This is a genomic window from Streptomyces sp. bgisy027, assembly GCF_057710365.1.
The window spans coordinates 40,389-56,878 of the sequence record NZ_JBYIVZ010000025.1 but is presented as its reverse complement, the minus strand read 5'-3'; the positions used below and the strand labels follow the sequence as shown (position 1 = coordinate 56,878).

The following is a 16,490-nucleotide window of genomic DNA, read 5'->3' as shown; positions in this document are numbered from 1 at the left end:
CGACCTCGCCGCGGCGGCTGCCTACAGCGCGGCCGCCGCGCGGGCGATGTCGCTCGCGAAGTGGCTGACCTCCGTGTAGACGCCGGGCACCCCGGCACGGGCGCAGCCGTCGCCCCAGCTGACGATGCCGACCTGGATGAACCTGCCCGCGTCGTCCTTGCGGAACATGGGGCCGCCGGAGTCGCCCTGGCAGGTGTCGATGCCGCCGCTCTGCCAGCCGGCGCACAGTTCCTCCTTCGACACGAGCCGGTTGCCGTAGTGGCGCTTGCACACGCGGTCGGCGACGAAGGGAACACTGGCCTTGCGGAGCTTGGTCGTGCCCGTGCCCGCTCCCTCCTCGGTGTCGCCCCAGCCCGCGATCGTGAACGTGCCGCGGTTGTACTGGTGCGTCGTGGCGATCTTCAGCGTCGGCTTGTCGATGGGCCGGGCGAGCTTGATCAGCGCCCAGTCCTTGCCGTTGCCGTTGTAGCCCGGGGCGACCTTGACCTTCTTCGACTTCACCTTGATCGCGGCCGAGGAGTTGAGGTCGTTGACACCCGCGGTGACGGTGATGCTGGTGTTGTTGCCGGAGCCCGACATGCAGTGGGCCGCGGTCAGCACCACGTCCTTCTTGTAGAGCGCCCCGCCGCAGCCCATGGAGAGGTGGACCATGAAGGGGAACTCGTTCTGCGCGGCAGTCGTTCCACCGACGATGCGGGTGGACGCGGCCTGCGCGCTGACCGGCTGGAGGGAGGCGACGGCGAGCGCGACGGCGCCGACCGCGGCGGCTCTCTTCGCCAGGGAGATGCCGGTTCTCCGGGATATGTGATGGCTCAACATTCGTCCTTTCGTGGGGGGTTGAGCGACCCGGAGTATGAAGATCAAGGAGCGTCCATGACAAGGACGGATCTCACGTCCCGGCCATGGAACCTCGTCACGGAAAATCCCCTCACATCCCCGTAGAGTGGAATCGGTTTCCAGGCGTCTTGGGGGTACCGGCGTGGCGAACGGCGGACCGGTCCAGCACGGCTTCCCGCATCTGGAGACGGTGCGGGCCTCGATCACCGCGCTCTACAGACGGCTGTCGTACGACACCGTCCGGACCTTCGCGACCAGCGTGGCCCCGGCCGACGTGGCGTTCTGCGACACCGACGACCTCCATCTGGGCGCCCAGCGGGTGGCCCGCGAGCTGGTGCGGCACTACCGGCTGCCGGACGCCCGGCTGATCGTCGGCTTCCGGGAGATGAGCCACGCGGCGAACGTCGAACTCGCCGCCGGGCCGGAGTACTTCGTCGAGCTGAACGACCGCTTCCGTACTCATCGCCGGGACATCGGCGCGGCCCTCGCCCACGAGGTGACGCATGTGTATCTGCACCGCCTGGGCCTGTCCTTCCCGGGCACCCGCGACAACGAGATCCTCACGGACACGGTGACCACGTATCTGGGCGCGGGCTGGCTGCTGCTGGACGCGTACCGGGAGGACTCGGCGTCCTCGCAGAAGCTCGGCTATCTGACGCCGGAGGAGTTCGGGTACGTCCTCGCCAAGCGGGCGCAGGTCTTCGCCGAGGACCCGTCGATCTGGTTCACCAGCCCGCAGGCGTACACGGCGTACGGCAAGGGCGAGGCGCAGGCCCGGCGCGACGGGCAGCAGCCTCCGCTGACGGCGGCCGGGTGGGCGGGGCGGCGGCGTTACGCCCGGGACCGGCGGCATGCGCAGGACCATGCCGGGGCCGCTCCCCAGGCGGGAGTTCCGTACACGTTCACGCCGGACGGGCACGGGCCGTTGCGGGTGTCGTTCCCGTGTCCGACGTGTCAGCAGCGGATCCGGGTGCCGGTGAAGGGGCGGGTTCGGGCGCGGTGCGGGCTGTGCCGGACGGTGCTCGAATGCGATACGTGAGCGCCCGTGGGGGTGTGGGTGTTCTGTCGTGGGGCGGCTGCGGGTTCGTTGTGGCTGGTCGCGCCCACGCGGCGGAGCCGCCTATGGGTACGGCCCCGCGCCCCTCAAAGGGGCGTCACGTCACGCCCCGTACGCCCGTCCCGGCACCTTTGCCCGGCCCAGCAGCTTGAGTGCCGTCTCTCCCGCCTCCTCCGGCGTCCACCTCGCCTCCTTGTCCGCCGTGGGACCCGCCCTCCAGCCCTCCATGACGGTGATCCGGCCGCCCTCCGTCTCGAAGACGCGGCCCGTGACGCCGGTGCTCGCGTCCGCGCCCAGCCAGACGACCAGGGGGGAGACGTTCTCGGGGGCCATGGCGTCGAAGCCGGAGCCGGGGGCGGTCATCGTGTCGGCGAAGGTGCGCTCCGTCATGCGGGTGCGGGCCGCGGGGGCGATCGCGTTGACCTGGACGCCGTAGCGGGCCAGTTCGGCCGCCGCGACCAGGGTGAGGCCGACGATCCCGGCCTTCGCGGCGCTGTAGTTCGACTGCCCGACCGAGCCCAGCAGCCCCGCCCCGCTGCTCGTGTTGACGATCCGGGCGGCCGGGGTGCGGCCCGCCTTCGCCTCCGCCCGCCAGTGCGCGGCGGCGTGCTTCAGGGGAAGGAAGTGGCCCTTGAGGTGGACGCGTACGACAGCGTCCCAGTCGTCCTCGTCGAGGTTGACCAGCATCCGGTCGCGCAGGAACCCGGCGTTGTTGACGAGGGTGTCGAGCCGGCCGTACGTGTCCAGCGCGGCCGCCACCAGGGACGCGGCCCCGTCGCTCGTCGCCACGTCGCCGCCGTGGGCGATCGCCTCGCCGCCGGCCGCGCGGATCTCCTCGACCACGCGCAGGGCGGGGTCGACGGTGGTGTCCCGGCGGGCGGGGTCGACGGTGGTGTCCCGGCGGGCGGGGTCGACGGTGGTGTCCCGGCGGGCGGGGCTCTCGGCGGCCACCTGCCCCGCGGGCCCGTCGGCGCCCCGTGTGCCGTCGAGGCCGACTCCGAGGTCGTTGACGACGACCTTCGCCCCCGCGGCGGCGAACGCGAGCGCGTGCGCGCGGCCCAGCCCCCGGCCCGCCCCGGTGACGACGGCGACCCGTCCTTCACACATCCGGCTCATGTCAGGCCTCCTTGTTGACCGTTGCGGTGTCCAGGAACGCGGGCCGTTCGCCCCCGCCGTGCACATGCAGGCTCGCCCCGCTGATGTAGGCGGCGGCGTCGGAGGCGAGGAAGACGGCGGCCTTGCCGATGTCGGCCGGTTCGGCGAGGCGCCCGAGCGGAACGGTCCGCGAGACGCCGGCGATGCCCTCCTCGCCTCCGTAGTGCAGGTGGGACAGCTCGGTGCGGACCATGCCGACGACGAGCGTGTTGACGCGCACCCGCGGCGCCCACTCCACCGCCATCGAGCGGGCCAGGTTCTCCAGGCCCGCCTTGGCCGCCCCGTACGCCGCCGAGCCGGGCGAGGGCCGCCCGCCGCTGACGCTGCCGATCATCACGACGGACCCCCGCGACCGCTCCAGGTGCTCGTACGCGGCCAGGGACGCCGTCAGCGGGGCGAGGAGGTTCAGTTCGATGACGCGCGCGTGCCGCTCGGCGTCCGCGTCCGTCAACCGCCGGTACGGTGTGCCACCCGCGTTGTTGACGAGCACGTCCAGCCGGGGCAGGGCGGCGAAGAAGGTCCGGACGGCAGCTGGATCGCGCAGCTCCAGGGGCCTGAACTCGGCGCCGGGGAGCGGTACTTCGGGCGGCCTGCGGGCGCAGGTCACGACCTGCGCGCCGGCCTCGGCGAAGGCTCTCGTCACCCCCGCGCCGACGCCGCGCGTGCCCCCCGTGACGACAACGACCTTCCCGTCCAGCCCCATTGGCGGCTACCCTTCCACCTAACAAACGTTTGGTGGAAAGGTAGCTGATGCGGCCATGGGTGTCTCCACCTCGTCCCCGGAAAAGGGGTCCGAAGAAGAAGGAACCGCGGTCGTCACGGTCGACTTCCCACCGGTGAACGCCCTGCCGGTGGCCGGCTGGTCCGCCCTGGCCGACGCGGTGCGGGAAGCGGGCCGCGACCCGGAGATCCGGTGTGTCGTCCTCGCGGCAGAGGGGCGCGGGTTCAACGCCGGTGTGGACATCAAGGAGCTCCAGAGAGGCGGCAACGACGCGCTGATCCGCGTCAACCACGCCTGCGCGGACGCCTTCGCGGCCGTGTACGACTGCGCGGTGCCGGTGGTGGCGGCGGTGCACGGCTTCTGTCTGGGCGGCGGCATCGGCCTGGTGGGCAACGCGGACGCGATCGTGGCGAGCGAGGACGCCGCCTTCGGGCTGCCCGAGCTGGACCGGGGCGCCCTGGGCGCGGCCACCCATCTGGCCCGCCTGGTCCCCCAGCACCTGATGCGCGCCCTGTACTACACCTCGCGCACCGCCACCGCGGCCGAGCTGCACGCGCACGGCTCGGTGTGGCGGGTGGTGCCGCGCGAGGAACTGCACGCCTGCGCCATGGGGCTGGCGCGCGAGATCGCCGCGAAGGACGGGCGGCTGCTGCGCCTGGCCAAGGCCGCGATCAACGGCATCGACCCGGTCGACGTCCGCCGCAGCTACCGCTTCGAGCAGGGCTTCACCTTCGAGGCGGGCCTCAGCGGGGTGGCCGACCGGGTCCGGGACACCTTCGGACGGGACGGTGGCTGAGTGAGCGACAAGACGACGACCGCGGACGAGGTCGCATCGCGGCTGCGCAGCGGCATGACGCTCGGCATCGGCGGCTGGGGCTCGCGCCGCAAGCCGATGGCCCTGGTGCGCGCGCTGCTGCGCTCCGACGTCACGGACCTCACGATCGTCTCCTGCGGCGGCCCGGACGTCGGGATGCTGGCCGCCGCGGGACGGATCCGCAAGCTGGTCGCCCCCTTCGTCACCCTCGACTCGATCCCGCTGGAACCGCACTACCGCGCGGCCCGTGAGCGCGGCGCCTTCGAGCTCATGGAGATCGACGAGGCGATGTTCATGTGGGGCCTGCAGGCCGCCGCGAACCGGCTGCCGTTCCTGCCGGTGCGGGCGGGGCTCGGCTCGGACGTCATGCGCGTCAACCCGGCTCTGCGGACGGTGACTTCGCCGTACGACGACGGGGAGACGTTCGTGGCCGTGCCCGCCCTGCGCATGGATGCGGCCCTGGTCCACGTGGGCCGCGCCGACCGGCGGGGCAACGGCCGGTATCTGGGCCCCGACCCCTACTTCGACGACCTGTTCTGCGAGGGCGCGGACACGGCGTACCTCTCGTGCGAACGGATCGTGGACACGGCCGAGCTGACGAAGGAGGCGGCCCCGCAGTCGCTGCTGATCAAGCGGCACACCGTGACGGGGGTCGTCGAGGCCCCGAACGGCGCGCACTTCACGTCCTGCGCCCCCGACTACGGCCGTGACGAGGCCTTCCAGAAGGCATACGCGACGACGCCCTGGGCGGACTTCGCGGCACGGTTCCTCGGCGGGGACGAACAGGCCTACCAGTCGGCGGTCAGGGAGGGGGAATGGACGTCATGACGGAGGTCACCCGTGCCGAGTACTGCGTGATCGCCTGCGCCGAGACCTGGCGCGACGCCGGGGAGGTGCTGGCGAGCCCGATGGGCCTGATCCCGTCCGTCGGGGCCCGGCTGGCGCGCCTGACCTTCTCGCCGGACCTGCTGCTGACCGACGGCGAGGCGATGCTGGTCACCGCCGACGGCACGGTCGAGGGCTGGCTGCCGTACCGCCGGCACCTCGCCCTGGTCACCGGGGGCCGGCGGCACGTGATGATGGGCGCCAGCCAGATAGACCGGTACGGCAACCAGAACATCTCGTGCATCGGCGACTGGGAGCGGCCGAAGCGGCAGCTGCTGGGGGTGCGGGGAGCGCCGGTCAACACGCTGAACAATCCCACCAGTTACTGGATCCCCAGGCACTCCCGGCGGGTCTTCGTCGAGAGGGTCGACATGGTGTGCGGGGTCGGGTACGACCACGCGGCGGGCGCCCGGTACCACCGGATCCCCCGTGTCGTCTCCGACCTGGGCGTCTTCGACTTCGCCACGCCCGACCGCTCGATGCGGCTGGCCTCGCTCCACCCGGGCGTCACCCTGGAGCAGGTCAGGGAGGCGACGTCCTTCGAACTGGCCGTCCCGGACGACGTGCCGCGGACCCGGCCCCCCACCGCCGAGGAGCTGCGGCTCATCCGCGAGGTGATCGACCCGGGCAACACCCGCGCCAGGGAGGTCGGTGCGTGATGGAGACACCGCTGACCCGGCTGGTCGGGGTGCGCCGTCCGATCGTGCAGACGGGCATGGGCTGGGTGGCGGGGCCCCGGCTGGTCTCGGCGACGGCGAACGCGGGGGCGCTGGGCATCCTGGCCTCCGCGACGATGACGATCGACGGGCTGCGTGCGGCGATACGGGAGGTGAAGTCCCGTACGGACGCGCCGTTCGGGGTGAATCTGCGGGCGGACGCCTCGGACGCAGGAGACCGGGTCCGCGTCCTGATCGACGAGGGAGTGCGGGTCGCGTCCTTCGCACTCGCGCCGTCCCGTGAGCTGATGGCCGAGCTCAAGGACGCGGGCGTGGTCGTGATCCCCTCGATCGGCGCCCGGCGGCATGCCGAGAAGGTCGCGGCCTGGGGTGCGGACGCGGTGATCGTGCAGGGCGGGGAGGGCGGCGGGCACACCGGCGAGGTGGCGACGACGGTGCTGCTGCCGCAGGTGGTGGACGCCGTGGAGATACCGGTCGTGGCGGCGGGCGGCTTCTTCGACGGGCGGGGACTGGTCGCCGCGCTGTCCTACGGGGCGGCCGGCATCGCCATGGGCACGCGCTTCCTGCTGACGTCGGACTCGACTGTGCCGGACGCGGTGAAGGCGCGGTATCTGGCGGCGACCGTACGGGACGTCACGGTCACCACGGCCGTGGACGGCCTGCCCCACCGCATGCTGCGCACCGAGCTGGTCGACGCCCTGGAGCGCTCCGGCCGCGCGCGGACGCTCCTCCAGGCGGTCCGCCGCGCGGCGGGCTACCGCAAGCTGTCCGGCACGACCTGGCGGCGCATGCTCCTCGACGGCCGGGCACTGCGGCACGGCAAGGACCTGACCTGGAGCCAGGTCCTGCTCGCCGCGAACACCCCGATGCTGCTCAGGGCGTCCATGGTGGAGGGCCGCACGGACCTGGGCGTGATGGCCGCCGGACAGGTCGCCGGAGTGATCGACGACCTGCCGTCGTGCGCGGAACTGGTGGAGCGGATCATGAAGGAGGCCGAGGACACCTGCCGGCGTCTCACACCCTCTCGATGATCGTCACGTTCGCCTGTCCCCCGCCCTCGCACATCGTCTGCAGCCCGAACCGTCCGCCCGTGCGCTCCAGTTCGTGCAGCAGGGTCGTCATCAGCTTCGCGCCCGTCGCTCCCAGCGGATGCCCCAGAGCGATGGCCCCACCGTTCACATTGACCTTGTCGGGATCCGCCCCGGTCTCCTTCAGCCAGGCCAGGACGACCGGTGCGAAGGCCTCGTTGATCTCGACGAGGTCGATGTCGTCGATCGACAGGCCGGACTTCTTCAGGGCGTGGGCGGTGGCGGGTATCGGGGCGGTGAGCATGCGGATGGGATCCTCACCGCGCACCGAGAGATGGTGCACCCGGGCCCGGGGCGTGAGCCCATGCTCGCGCACCGCCCGCTCCGAGGCCAGCAGCATCGCCGCCGCGCCGTCGGAGACCTGCGAGGAACACGCGGCGGTGATCGTGCCGCCGTCGACGACCGGCTTCAGCCCGGCCATCTTCTCCGGCGAGGTGTCCCGGCGCGGCCCCTCGTCCACGCCGACCTGGCCGTACGCGACGGTCTCCCGCTCGAAGCGGCCCTCGTCGATCGCCCGCAGCGCCCGCCGGTGCGAGCGCAGGGCGAACTCCTCCTGGTCCTGCCGGGTGATCCCCCACTTGCCGGCGATCATCTCGGCGCCGACGAACTGATTGACCGGCTTCTGCCCGTACCGCGCCCGCCACCCCTCGCTGCCCGCGAAGGGCCCCGCGGTCAGTCCGAGCGGCTCGGCGGCCTGCCGGGTGGCGAAGGCGATGGGGATCATCGACATGTTCTGCACGCCGCCCGCGACCACCAGGTCCTGGGTGCCGGACAGCACGCCCTGCGCGGCGAAGTGCACGGCCTGCTGCGAGGACCCGCACTGCCGGTCCACGGTCACGCCCGGCACCTCCTCGGGCAGCCCGGCGGCCAGCCAGCAGGTCCGCGCGATGTCCCCGGCCTGCGGCCCGACGGCGTCCAGACAGCCGAAGACGACGTCCTCGACGGCCGCCGGGTCCATGCCCGCGCGCTCCACGAGCGCCTTGAGGACGTGCGCGCCCAGGTCGGCCGGATGGACCCCGCTGAGTCCTCCTCCGCGCCGCCCGACGGGCGTACGGACCGCTTCGACGATGTAGGCCTCGGCCATGGCAACTCCCCGGTGGTGACAGTGGGTTACGTGCGTACGGCGATCCCGTCCAGCACCATCGACAGGTACTGCCGGGCGATCTCCTCGGGGCTGTGCTGTCCGCCGGGCCGGTACCAGGACGCGGCGACCCACACCGTGTCGCGCACGAACCGGTAGGTGAGCCGGACGTCGAGGTCGGACCGGAACACCCCGGCCGCGACCCCGCGCTCCAGCGTGGACAGCCACGCCTTCTCGAACTTGCGCTGCGACTCGGCGAGGAAGGAGAACCGCTCCTGCGCGACGAGCTGGCGGTTCTCCTTCTGGTAGATCGCGACGGCGGCCCGGTGCCGGTCGATCTCCCGGAACGACTCGGTGACCAGCGCCTCCAGCGTCTCGCGCGGGCCCAGCTCGGCTTCCAGGACGGCGTCGTAGCCGCTCCACAGCTCGTCGAGGAAGGTCCGCAGGATCTCCTCCAGCATCGACTCCTTGGAGTCGAAGTGGTAGTAGAGGCTGCCCGCGAGCATGCCCGCGTGGTCGGCGATCTTGCGTACGGTGGTGGCGTTGTAGCCCTGCTCGGCGAAGACCTCGGCGGCGGTTTCGAGGAGTTCGCGACGCCGGGCGGCCGCGGCGGTCACCTGGGGCTTCTTCTTGGTCGGCACGGGTCCATTGTCGTCCTAGGCGTGCTGGCTACTGACGGGGACGATCTCCCCGGTCATGTACGAGGAGTAGTCCGAGGCCAGGAAGACGATCACGTTGGCCACCTCCCAGGGCTCGGCGTGCCGCCCGAACGCCTCGCGCGCGGTCAGCTCCTGAAGCAGTTCGGGGGTCGTCACCTTCGCGAGGTGCGGGTGCATGGCGAGGGACGGCGAGACCGCGTTGACCCGCACGCCGTACTCGGCGGCCTCGATCGCCGCGCACCGGGTCAGCGCCATCACGCCCGCCTTGGCGGCGGCGTAGTGCGCCTGCCCTGCCTGGGCGCGCCAGCCGACGACGGAGGCGTTGTTGACGATCACGCCGCCGCCGGTGTCCCGCATGCGGCGCAGGGCGGCCCGGGTGCATCTGAAGGTGCCGTTCAAGGTGACGTCGAGGACCTTCGACCAATGCTCGTCGGTCATGTCGACGAGCGGAGAAGTCCCGCCGAGGCCGGCGTTGTTGACGACGACGTCGAGCCGGCCGTGCTCCCGCACGGCGGTGTCGAACAGCGCGCGCACCTGTGTCTCGTCGGTGACGTCGCACACCGCGGAGCTGACCGCGCCCTCGAACTCCCGGGCCAGCTCGGCCTCGTGCTCCTTCAGCCGCCGTGCGTGCGCGTCGCTGATCAGCACGCGCGCACCCTCTTCGAGGAAGCGGCGCGCGGTCGCCCCGCCGATGCCGGCACCGGCCGCCGCGGTGATGACGGCGGTGCGCCCGCGGAGCAGTCCGTGCCCGGGAACGTACGTCGGCGCCTCGACGTTTGTCATGGCAGCACGCTAACCTACCAAACACTTGTTAGGGAAGACCGGTGAGCCCGCAGGGAGGGAGCGCGACCGTGGATCTGCGTCACTCGGCCGAGGACGAGGCGTTCCGCGCCGAGGCCCGCGCCTGGCTGCACGCGCATGTGCCGCCCGATCCGCTCCCCTCCCTGGAGACCGAGGAGGGTTTCGCGGCGCACCGGGTCTGGGAGGCCGAACTCGCCGCGGACCGCTGGTCGGTGGTGAACTGGCCGGCCGAGTACGGCGGCCGGGACGCCTCGCTGGTGCGATGGCTGCTGTTCGAGGAGGAGTACTACGCGGCGGGGGCGCCCGGCCGCGTCGGCCAGAACGGCGTCAGCCTGCTGGCCCCGACCCTCTTCGACCACGGCACCGAGGAGCAACGCGCGCGTGTGCTCCCGTCCATGGCCACCGGCGAGGTGATCTGGGCTCAGGCGTGGTCGGAGCCGGAGGCGGGCTCGGACCTCGCCTCGCTGAGGTCCAGGGGCGTGCGCACGGACGGCGGCTGGCTGCTCAGCGGCCAGAAGACGTGGTCCTCACGAGCCGCCTTCGCCGACCGCGCGTTCGGCCTGTTCCGCACCGACCCGGACGCCCCGAGACCCCACCAGGGCCTGACCTACCTGATGTTCGACCTGCGCGCCCCCGGGGTCACCGTCCGCCCCATCGCACGTCTCGACGGCAAGCCCGCCTTCGCCGAGCTGTTCCTGGACGACGTGTTCGTGCCCGACGAGGACGTCATCGGCGGGCCCGGCCAGGGCTGGCGGATCGCGATGGCGGCGGCGGGCAACGAACGCGGTCTGATGCTGCGCTCCCCCGGCCGTTTCCTCGCGGGCGCCGACCGGCTGCACCGCCTCTGGCAGTCCCAGGGCAGTCCCCGGGACGCACGTGACCGCGTGGCCGACGCCCTGATCGGCGCCCGCGCCTACCAGCTCTTCACCTACGCCGCCGCCTCCCGCTTCCTCGACGGCGGTGAGGGTCCCCCCGCGCGAGCGGATTCGAGCGTGGGGGAGATCGGCACGGAATCCAGCCTGAACAAGGTCTTCTGGTCGGAGTACGACATCGCGCTGCACGAGACGGCCCTCGACCTCCTGGGCGCCGAAGGCGAGCTGGCCGACACCGACTGGGCCGAGCGCTATGTCTTCTCCCTGGCCGGGCCCATCTACGCCGGGACGAACGAGATCCAGCGCGACATCATCGCCGAGCGGCTGCTCGGCCTGCCGAAGGGGCGCCGCTGATGAGGTTCCTCCTCGACGCCGAGCAGCGTGCCTTCGCCGGCTCGCTGGACGCGATGCTGACGGCGTCGGACACCCCGTCGGTGGTCCGGGAGTGGAGCCGGGGCGAGCACGCGAGGGGGCGGGCGCTGTGGTCGCGGGTCGCCGACGCGGGGGTGTTCGCGCTGGCGGTGCCCGAGGTCCACGAGGGGCTGGGACTGCGGCCCGTCGAACTCGCCGTCGCCTTCGTGGAGCTGGGCCGCCACGCGGTGCCGGGGCCGCTGGTGGAGACGGTCGCGGCGGCGGCGCTGCTCGCCGGCCTGGCGGACCCCGGCCCGGCCGAGCGGCTGCTGCCGGCGCTGGCGGCGGGGGACGCCCTGGCGACGCTGGCGTGGCGGACGCCGTACGCCCTCGACGGCGACGTGGCCGCGACGCGCCTCGCGCTCACCGCCGAGGGCCTGCACCTCGCTCCCGGCCACGGCCCGGTGCGTCCCTCCGTGGACCCGGCCCGCCGCCTCACCCCGCTGGAACCCGGCGGTGAACTCCTGGGCGCCGGCCCGCCCACCGCCGAGGCCCTGGCGTGGGCCCGGCTGGCCACGGCGGCCCAGGCGCTGGGCGTGGGCCTCGCCCTGCTCGACCGGACCGTCGCCCACGTCAGGCAGCGCACCCAGTTCGGCGTCCCCGTGGGCTCCTTCCAGGCCGTCAAGCACCGCCTGGCCGACGCGAAGGTGGGGCTGGAGTTCGCCCGGCCCCTGCTCTTCGGCGCCGCCCTCACCATGGACCCGGCCGACGTCGCCGCCGCCAAGGTCACCGCCTGCGAGGCCGCGTACGCCACCGCCCGGACCGCGCTCCAGCTGCACGGCGCGATCGGCTACACGGCGGAGTACGACCTGTCGCTGTGGCTGACCAAGGCCCGTGTCCTGCGCACCGCGTGGGGCAGCCCGCAGGAGTGCCGGGCCGAGGTGCTCAGTGGTGGTGATCGCCGCTGGTGACCTCGCGGTACTCCTCCGCCGTCGGCTTCTCGATCCGCGACGCGGACCCGAACATCACGCGCGCCAGCGTCGCTCGCATCCGCTGGGCCGGGGTGACCCGGCGCCGGACGCCGTTCGCGTCGACCGTCGGCCCGATCTCGTACGGCGGATGCTGCTCGTGCTGGGTCAGGGTGTGCAGCCGGCCCTGCGTGAGCGGTTCGTGCACCTCGATGTACTCGCCGTGCGGCAGCCGTTTGACGGTGCCCGTCTCCCGGCCGTGCAGCACCATGTCCCGGTCCCGGCGCTGCAGCCCGAGACAGATCCGCTTGGTCACGACATAGGTCAGCACCGGCGCCACGAACACCGCGATCCGCACGAACCAGGTGATCACGTTGATGGACAGATGCAGATGCGTGGCCACGATGTCGTTGCCGCCGCCGATCAGCAGCACCGCGTACAGGCTCAGCCAGGCCGCGCCGAGCGCGGTGCGCACCGGCACGTTGCGCGGCCGGTCGAGGATGTGGTGCTCCCGTCTGTCGCCGGTGACCCACGCCTCCAGGAAGGGATACAGACCGAGCGCGAGCAGGATCAGCGGGAAGAGCGAGAAGGGGATGAACACGCCCAGTTCCAGGGTGTGGCCCCAGGCGTTGAGCTCCCATCCCGGCATCACCCGGATCAGGCCCTCGGAGAAGCCGAGGTACCAGTCCGGCTGGGCGCCGGTGGTCACCAGGTCGGGCCGGTAGGGCCCGAACGCCCACACGGGGTTGATGCTGGCCACGCCCCCCATGAGCGCCAGCACACCGAAGACCAGGAAGAAGAAACCGCCCGCCTTGGCCGTGTACACCGGCAGGAAGGGCATGCCGACGACCGACTTCTGGTCGCGGCCGGGACCCGGGTACTGCGTGTGCTTGTGGAAGAAGACCAGGATCAGATGGGCGACGACCAGGCCCAGCATGATCCCGGGCAGCAGCAGGATGTGGACCGGGTACAGCCGCGCGATGAAGTCCTCGCCGGGGAACTCCCCGCCGAAGAGGAAGAACGCCAGATAGGTCCCCACGATCGGCACCGACAGGATCGCGCCGTAGGCGAACCGCAGGCCGGTGCCGGACAGCAGGTCGTCGGGGAGGGAGTAGCCGGTCAGGCCGGTGATGATGCCGAGCATCAGCAGGGTCCAGCCGAACACCCAGTTCAGCTCGCGCGGCTTGCGGAAGGCGCCGGTGAAGAACACCCGCATCATGTGCACCAGCATGCCGGTGACGAAGACCAGCGCCGCCCAGTGGTGGATCTGCCGGATCAGCAGCCCGCCGCGCACGTCGAAGCTGATGTCGAGCGTGGACTCGTAGGCCCTGGTCATCAGGACGCCGTTGAGCGGCTCGTAGGTGCCGTTGTAGACGACCTCGGCGGTGCTCGGCTCGAAGAACAGGGTGAGGTAGACGCCGGTGAGGATCAGTACGAGGAAGCTGTAGAGGCAGACCTCGCCCAGCATGAACGACCAGTGGTCCGGAAAGACCTTGCGCATGTTGGCCTTGGCCAGCGCGTAGATCCCGAGCCGGCCGTCCGCCCAGTCGGCGACCCGCTCGCCCTTCCCCGGCGGTGCGGACCGTCGCCCCGCAGCCGCCCCGTTGCCCGATCCCGCGCCGTCCATAGGTCGTCGCCCTCCGTCGGATCACCTCAGGGTGTCACGGCGGTGGGGGCCCGGCCAACGGTGCGGACCGGCCGGAAACCCGGGCTGTCACGGCCGTACGATTCCCTGCGCCCGCGCGGCCACCAGCCACTTCGGGAACTCCCCGACCAGGCGGTCGTACAGCTCGGCGTCGGAGACCCTGCCCGGGTCCGCGCCGGCGTGGAAGAACCCGGCGTTGTCGACCACCCGCTTCTGCGGCACCGCGAGATCGTCGAGCTTGCGCAGGAAGTCGAACTGCTTGCTGGTGGGGTCCCCGAACCCGACGAACTGCCAGAACAGCGGGAGGCGGGCCGCCTTGCACAGATAGCGTTCCGCGGCGAGCTTGTTGATGGGGCCGCCGTCGGTCTGGAACACGACCAGGGCGGGGTCCGTGGAGCCGCTGTCCAGGTAGTGGTCGATGACGGCGTCCATGGCCAGGTGGTAGCTGGTCTTGCCCATGTGCCCGAGCCCGGCCAGGATCCGTTCGATCCGGCCCCGGTGGTCGGTGAGCGCGATGTCGGTGACGGCGTCGACGTCGGTGGAGAAGAAGACCACCGGAACCGTGCCGTCGTCGTCGAAGTGCGCCGACAACCCGAGCACCCGGTCGGCGAGCGCCTGCACGCTGCCGTCCTTGTAGTACGGCTTCATCGAACCGGAGTAGTCGACCACTAGATAGACCGCGGCCCGCACCCCGCCGAGCCCGTGCTTGTGGAGCGACACCCCGGCGCTCTTGTACAGGCTGACCAGCGCGGGCGCGGTCTCCTCCACCTTGCTCAGACTGATCGCGGCCATATGCTTTCCCCCTCGCGCGTCACACTGGCTGCCGAGATTACGACACCATGGGCCCCGCCCCTCCCTCGGTCCACAGGTGTTCGATATTTTGTTCGCCGCCGTCCCCACCGGCTCACCGTTCGTCCAGTTCTCCGAGGAGCCGGCTGTGGAGTCCGAGTCCACCCAGTCCGAGTCCACCCAGTCCCAGTCCGCCCAGTCCGAGTCCGCCCAGTCCCAGTCCACCCAGTCCGAGTCCGCCCAGCCCGCCGTCACGACCTGCTATCGCCATCCCAAGGTCGAGTCCCACGTCCGCTGCACCCGCTGCGACCGGTACATCTGCCCGGACTGCATGCGCGAGGCCGCCGTCGGCCACCAGTGCGTGGAGTGCGTGAAGGACGGCGCGCGGTCGGTGCGGCAGGCGCGGACGGTCGTCGGGGGGCGGATCGCGGCGACGCCGCTGGTGACGTCCGTGCTCATCGGGCTGAACGTCCTCGCCTATCTGGCCGAGGTGGTGCGCCCGGAGATCCTGGACCGGTTCTCGATGCTCAGCGCCCGGCTGGTCGGGCCCGACGGCGGCTTCTACCTCTACCAGTCCGGGTACCCGTCGGACTTCCATGCCGAGGGCGTGGTCGCCGGGCAGTGGGAGCGGTTGCTCACCGGCGGTTTCCTGCATCTGCCGCCGACGGAGGGCACCTTCGGGCTGCTGCACATCGTGATGAACATGCTCGCGCTGTGGCAGCTCGGCCGGGTCGTGGAGCCCATGCTGGGCCGGATCCGCTATGTCGCCCTCTATCTGCTGGCGACCCTGGGCGGCTCGGTGTTCGAACTGCTGCTCACCGAGGTGAACGTGGAGTCGGTCGGCGCGTCGGGCGCGATCTTCGGGCTCGGCGCCGCGTACTACGTCCTCGCCCGCCGGGTCGGCGCGGACATGCGGTCCGTCAACCGGTTCATGGTGTTCCTTCTCCTCTGGCTGCTGCTGTCCGCGGGCCTCACCTCCTGGCAGGGTCACCTCGGCGGACTGCTGACCGGTGCGGCGGTGACGCTCGCCTACGCGTACGCCCCGCGCGGGCCGCGCCAGGCCCTGATCCAGGCGGCTGCCTGTGCGGGCGTGCTGGTGCTGCTGGCGGCGGTCGCGTTCGCCAAGGTGTCCGAGCTGACCGGTGGAGGCGTGGCCCAGTGAGACGTACCGGCATCCTGCTGCTCGCGGCCGTCCCCGTCGCCATCACCGCGGCCGCCTACTTCCTCGTACCCGCCGACTCCGCCGACAGCCCGGCCGCGCCCCCCGTGGTCACCGCGGAGCAGACGACCCGCCAGGAGGCCAAGAGCCGCGCCGAGCAGGAGCGGTCGGCCGACGACAAGCTGATCGCGAGCCTGCCGCCCGGCCTGGCCGCCCCGGCGAAGAAGAGGCTGGCCCAGCAACTGGTGTCCAGCGCCGAGAACTCGACCCTGAACTGGCGCAGCACCTTCGGCTACATCGAGGACATCGGCGACGGCCAGGGCTACACGGCCGGCATCATCGGCTTCTGCACCGGCACCAACGACCTGCGCGCCCTGGTCGAGCACTACACCGACGAGCATCCGGACAACGGGCTCGCCAAGTACCTGCCCGCCCTGCGCGCGGTCGACGGCACCGACTCGCACGAGGGCCTCGACCCCGGCTTCACGGCCGCCTGGAAGGCGGAGGCCGAGCAGCCGGCGTTCCAGGAGGCGCAGCTCGCCGAGCGCGACCGCGCCTACTTCGAACCTGCGGTCCGCCTGGCCAAGCTCGACGGCCTGGGCACGCTGGGCCAGTTCGTCTACTACGACGCGATGATCTTCCACGGCCCCGGCATCGACGACGACGGCTTCTACGTCCTGCGCGAGCGTGCCCTGCGCAAGGCGGACTCCCCGTCCGAGGGCGGCTCGGAGAAGGCCTACCTGGACATCTTTCTCGACGTCCGCCGCGAGGCCATGAGGGAGAAGCGTCCCGGCACCGACACCAGCCGCATCGACACGGCCCAGCGGCGGTTCCTGTACGACGGGAACCTCAAGCTCACCACGCCGCTGCGGTGGCAGGTGTACGGGGAGACGTTCAGGGTGCCCTGAAATCGCGACGGTTCGACAGCGCG

General features: G+C 71.8%; 17 protein-coding genes. 9 read left to right on the top strand and 8 right to left on the bottom strand.

The genetic code is table 11. From position 1 onward, the window contains the following. Window positions 1–21: 21 nt before the first annotated feature. Window positions 22–819, bottom strand: coding sequence for a S1 family peptidase (locus tag AC3ETA_RS25250; RefSeq protein ID WP_432195176.1), 798 nt, complete (start codon window positions 817–819; stop codon window positions 22–24). Window positions 820–979: 160 nt separating this feature from the next. On the opposite strand from AC3ETA_RS25250, the gene AC3ETA_RS25245 reads away from it, so the two are divergent. Continuing rightward, a complete protein-coding gene (locus tag AC3ETA_RS25245) occupies window positions 980–1,876 on the top strand; it encodes a hypothetical protein (protein WP_432195175.1) in 897 nt (298 codons plus the stop codon). Between the two features lie 120 nt (window positions 1,877–1,996). On the opposite strand, the gene AC3ETA_RS25240 is transcribed toward AC3ETA_RS25245, so the two are convergent. Together AC3ETA_RS25240 and AC3ETA_RS25235 are read right to left on the bottom strand one after the other, a co-directional pair. Then, entirely contained in the window at window positions 1,997–3,010 is a 1,014-nt protein-coding gene (locus AC3ETA_RS25240; RefSeq protein ID WP_432195174.1) for an SDR family oxidoreductase, read from the bottom strand. Between the two features lies 1 nt (window position 3,011). Next, the gene (locus AC3ETA_RS25235; protein ID WP_432195173.1) at window positions 3,012–3,752 is read right to left on the bottom strand and encodes an SDR family oxidoreductase; all 741 of its coding nucleotides are present in this window, start codon (window positions 3,750–3,752) and stop codon (window positions 3,012–3,014) included. A gap of 55 nt (window positions 3,753–3,807) precedes the next feature. On the opposite strand from AC3ETA_RS25235, the gene AC3ETA_RS25230 reads away from it, so the two are divergent. Genes AC3ETA_RS25230 through AC3ETA_RS25215 form a run of 4 tightly spaced genes read left to right on the top strand, consistent with a single transcriptional unit; the run spans window position 3,808 to window position 7,177 of the window. Beyond that, entirely contained in the window at window positions 3,808–4,566 is a 759-nt protein-coding gene (locus tag AC3ETA_RS25230) for an enoyl-CoA hydratase family protein (protein WP_432195172.1), read from the top strand. Then, window positions 4,567–5,412 (top strand): CoA transferase subunit A, encoded by an 846-nt coding sequence (locus AC3ETA_RS25225; RefSeq protein WP_432195171.1) that lies wholly within the window; start codon window positions 4,567–4,569, stop codon window positions 5,410–5,412. Further along, window positions 5,409–6,128, top strand: a complete 720-nt coding sequence (locus AC3ETA_RS25220) for a CoA-transferase subunit beta (protein ID WP_432195248.1) — start codon at window positions 5,409–5,411, stop codon at window positions 6,126–6,128. The genes AC3ETA_RS25225 and AC3ETA_RS25220 overlap by 4 nt, the downstream gene beginning before the upstream one ends. Then, the gene (locus AC3ETA_RS25215) at window positions 6,128–7,177 is read left to right on the top strand and encodes an NAD(P)H-dependent flavin oxidoreductase (RefSeq protein ID WP_432195247.1); all 1,050 of its coding nucleotides are present in this window, start codon (window positions 6,128–6,130) and stop codon (window positions 7,175–7,177) included. Before AC3ETA_RS25220 ends, AC3ETA_RS25215 begins: the two co-directional genes overlap by 1 nt. Here the strand turns inward: AC3ETA_RS25215 and AC3ETA_RS25210 are convergent. From AC3ETA_RS25210 to AC3ETA_RS25200, 3 genes are read right to left on the bottom strand one after another with little or no spacing between them, the layout of a single operon-like run. Continuing rightward, window positions 7,161–8,318 carry an acetyl-CoA C-acetyltransferase gene (locus AC3ETA_RS25210; protein WP_432195170.1) on the bottom strand — a complete coding sequence of 386 codons (1,158 nt, stop codon included), beginning with the start codon at window positions 8,316–8,318 and terminating at the stop codon, window positions 7,161–7,163. The two genes, AC3ETA_RS25215 and AC3ETA_RS25210, sit on opposite strands and share 17 nt — an antisense overlap. A 26-nt stretch (window positions 8,319–8,344) precedes the next feature. Next, window positions 8,345–8,956: a TetR/AcrR family transcriptional regulator gene (locus AC3ETA_RS25205; RefSeq protein WP_030951508.1), complete on the bottom strand. Its 612-nt coding sequence runs from the start codon at window positions 8,954–8,956 to the stop codon at window positions 8,345–8,347. A 15-nt stretch (window positions 8,957–8,971) separates the two neighbouring features. Continuing rightward, complete coding sequence (locus AC3ETA_RS25200) at window positions 8,972–9,757, bottom strand: SDR family oxidoreductase (protein WP_359407739.1); 786 nt, start codon at window positions 9,755–9,757, stop codon at window positions 8,972–8,974. Between the two features lie 68 nt (window positions 9,758–9,825). Between AC3ETA_RS25200 and AC3ETA_RS25195 the strand changes: the two genes are divergently transcribed. Next, window positions 9,826–11,001 (top strand): acyl-CoA dehydrogenase family protein, encoded by a 1,176-nt coding sequence (locus AC3ETA_RS25195; RefSeq protein ID WP_432195169.1) that lies wholly within the window; start codon window positions 9,826–9,828, stop codon window positions 10,999–11,001. Continuing rightward, window positions 11,001–11,969, top strand: a complete 969-nt coding sequence (locus AC3ETA_RS25190) for an acyl-CoA dehydrogenase family protein (RefSeq protein WP_432195168.1) — start codon at window positions 11,001–11,003, stop codon at window positions 11,967–11,969. The genes AC3ETA_RS25195 and AC3ETA_RS25190 overlap by 1 nt, the downstream gene beginning before the upstream one ends. On the opposite strand, the gene qcrB is transcribed toward AC3ETA_RS25190, so the two are convergent. Further along, complete coding sequence (gene qcrB / locus AC3ETA_RS25185) at window positions 11,944–13,593, bottom strand: cytochrome bc1 complex cytochrome b subunit (protein ID WP_432195167.1); 1,650 nt, start codon at window positions 13,591–13,593, stop codon at window positions 11,944–11,946. The genes AC3ETA_RS25190 and qcrB overlap by 26 nt on opposite strands. Before the next feature lie 87 nt (window positions 13,594–13,680). Beyond that, window positions 13,681–14,403 carry a vWA domain-containing protein gene (locus AC3ETA_RS25180; RefSeq protein ID WP_432195166.1) on the bottom strand — a complete coding sequence of 241 codons (723 nt, stop codon included), beginning with the start codon at window positions 14,401–14,403 and terminating at the stop codon, window positions 13,681–13,683. Between the two features lie 76 nt (window positions 14,404–14,479). Between AC3ETA_RS25180 and AC3ETA_RS25175 the strand changes: the two genes are divergently transcribed. Continuing rightward, entirely contained in the window at window positions 14,480–15,562 is a 1,083-nt protein-coding gene (locus tag AC3ETA_RS25175) for a rhomboid family intramembrane serine protease (RefSeq protein ID WP_432195165.1), read from the top strand. Beyond that, the gene (locus tag AC3ETA_RS25170; protein WP_432195164.1) at window positions 15,559–16,467 is read left to right on the top strand and encodes a chitosanase; all 909 of its coding nucleotides are present in this window, start codon (window positions 15,559–15,561) and stop codon (window positions 16,465–16,467) included. Before AC3ETA_RS25175 ends, AC3ETA_RS25170 begins: the two co-directional genes overlap by 4 nt. Window positions 16,468–16,490 lie beyond the last annotated feature (23 nt).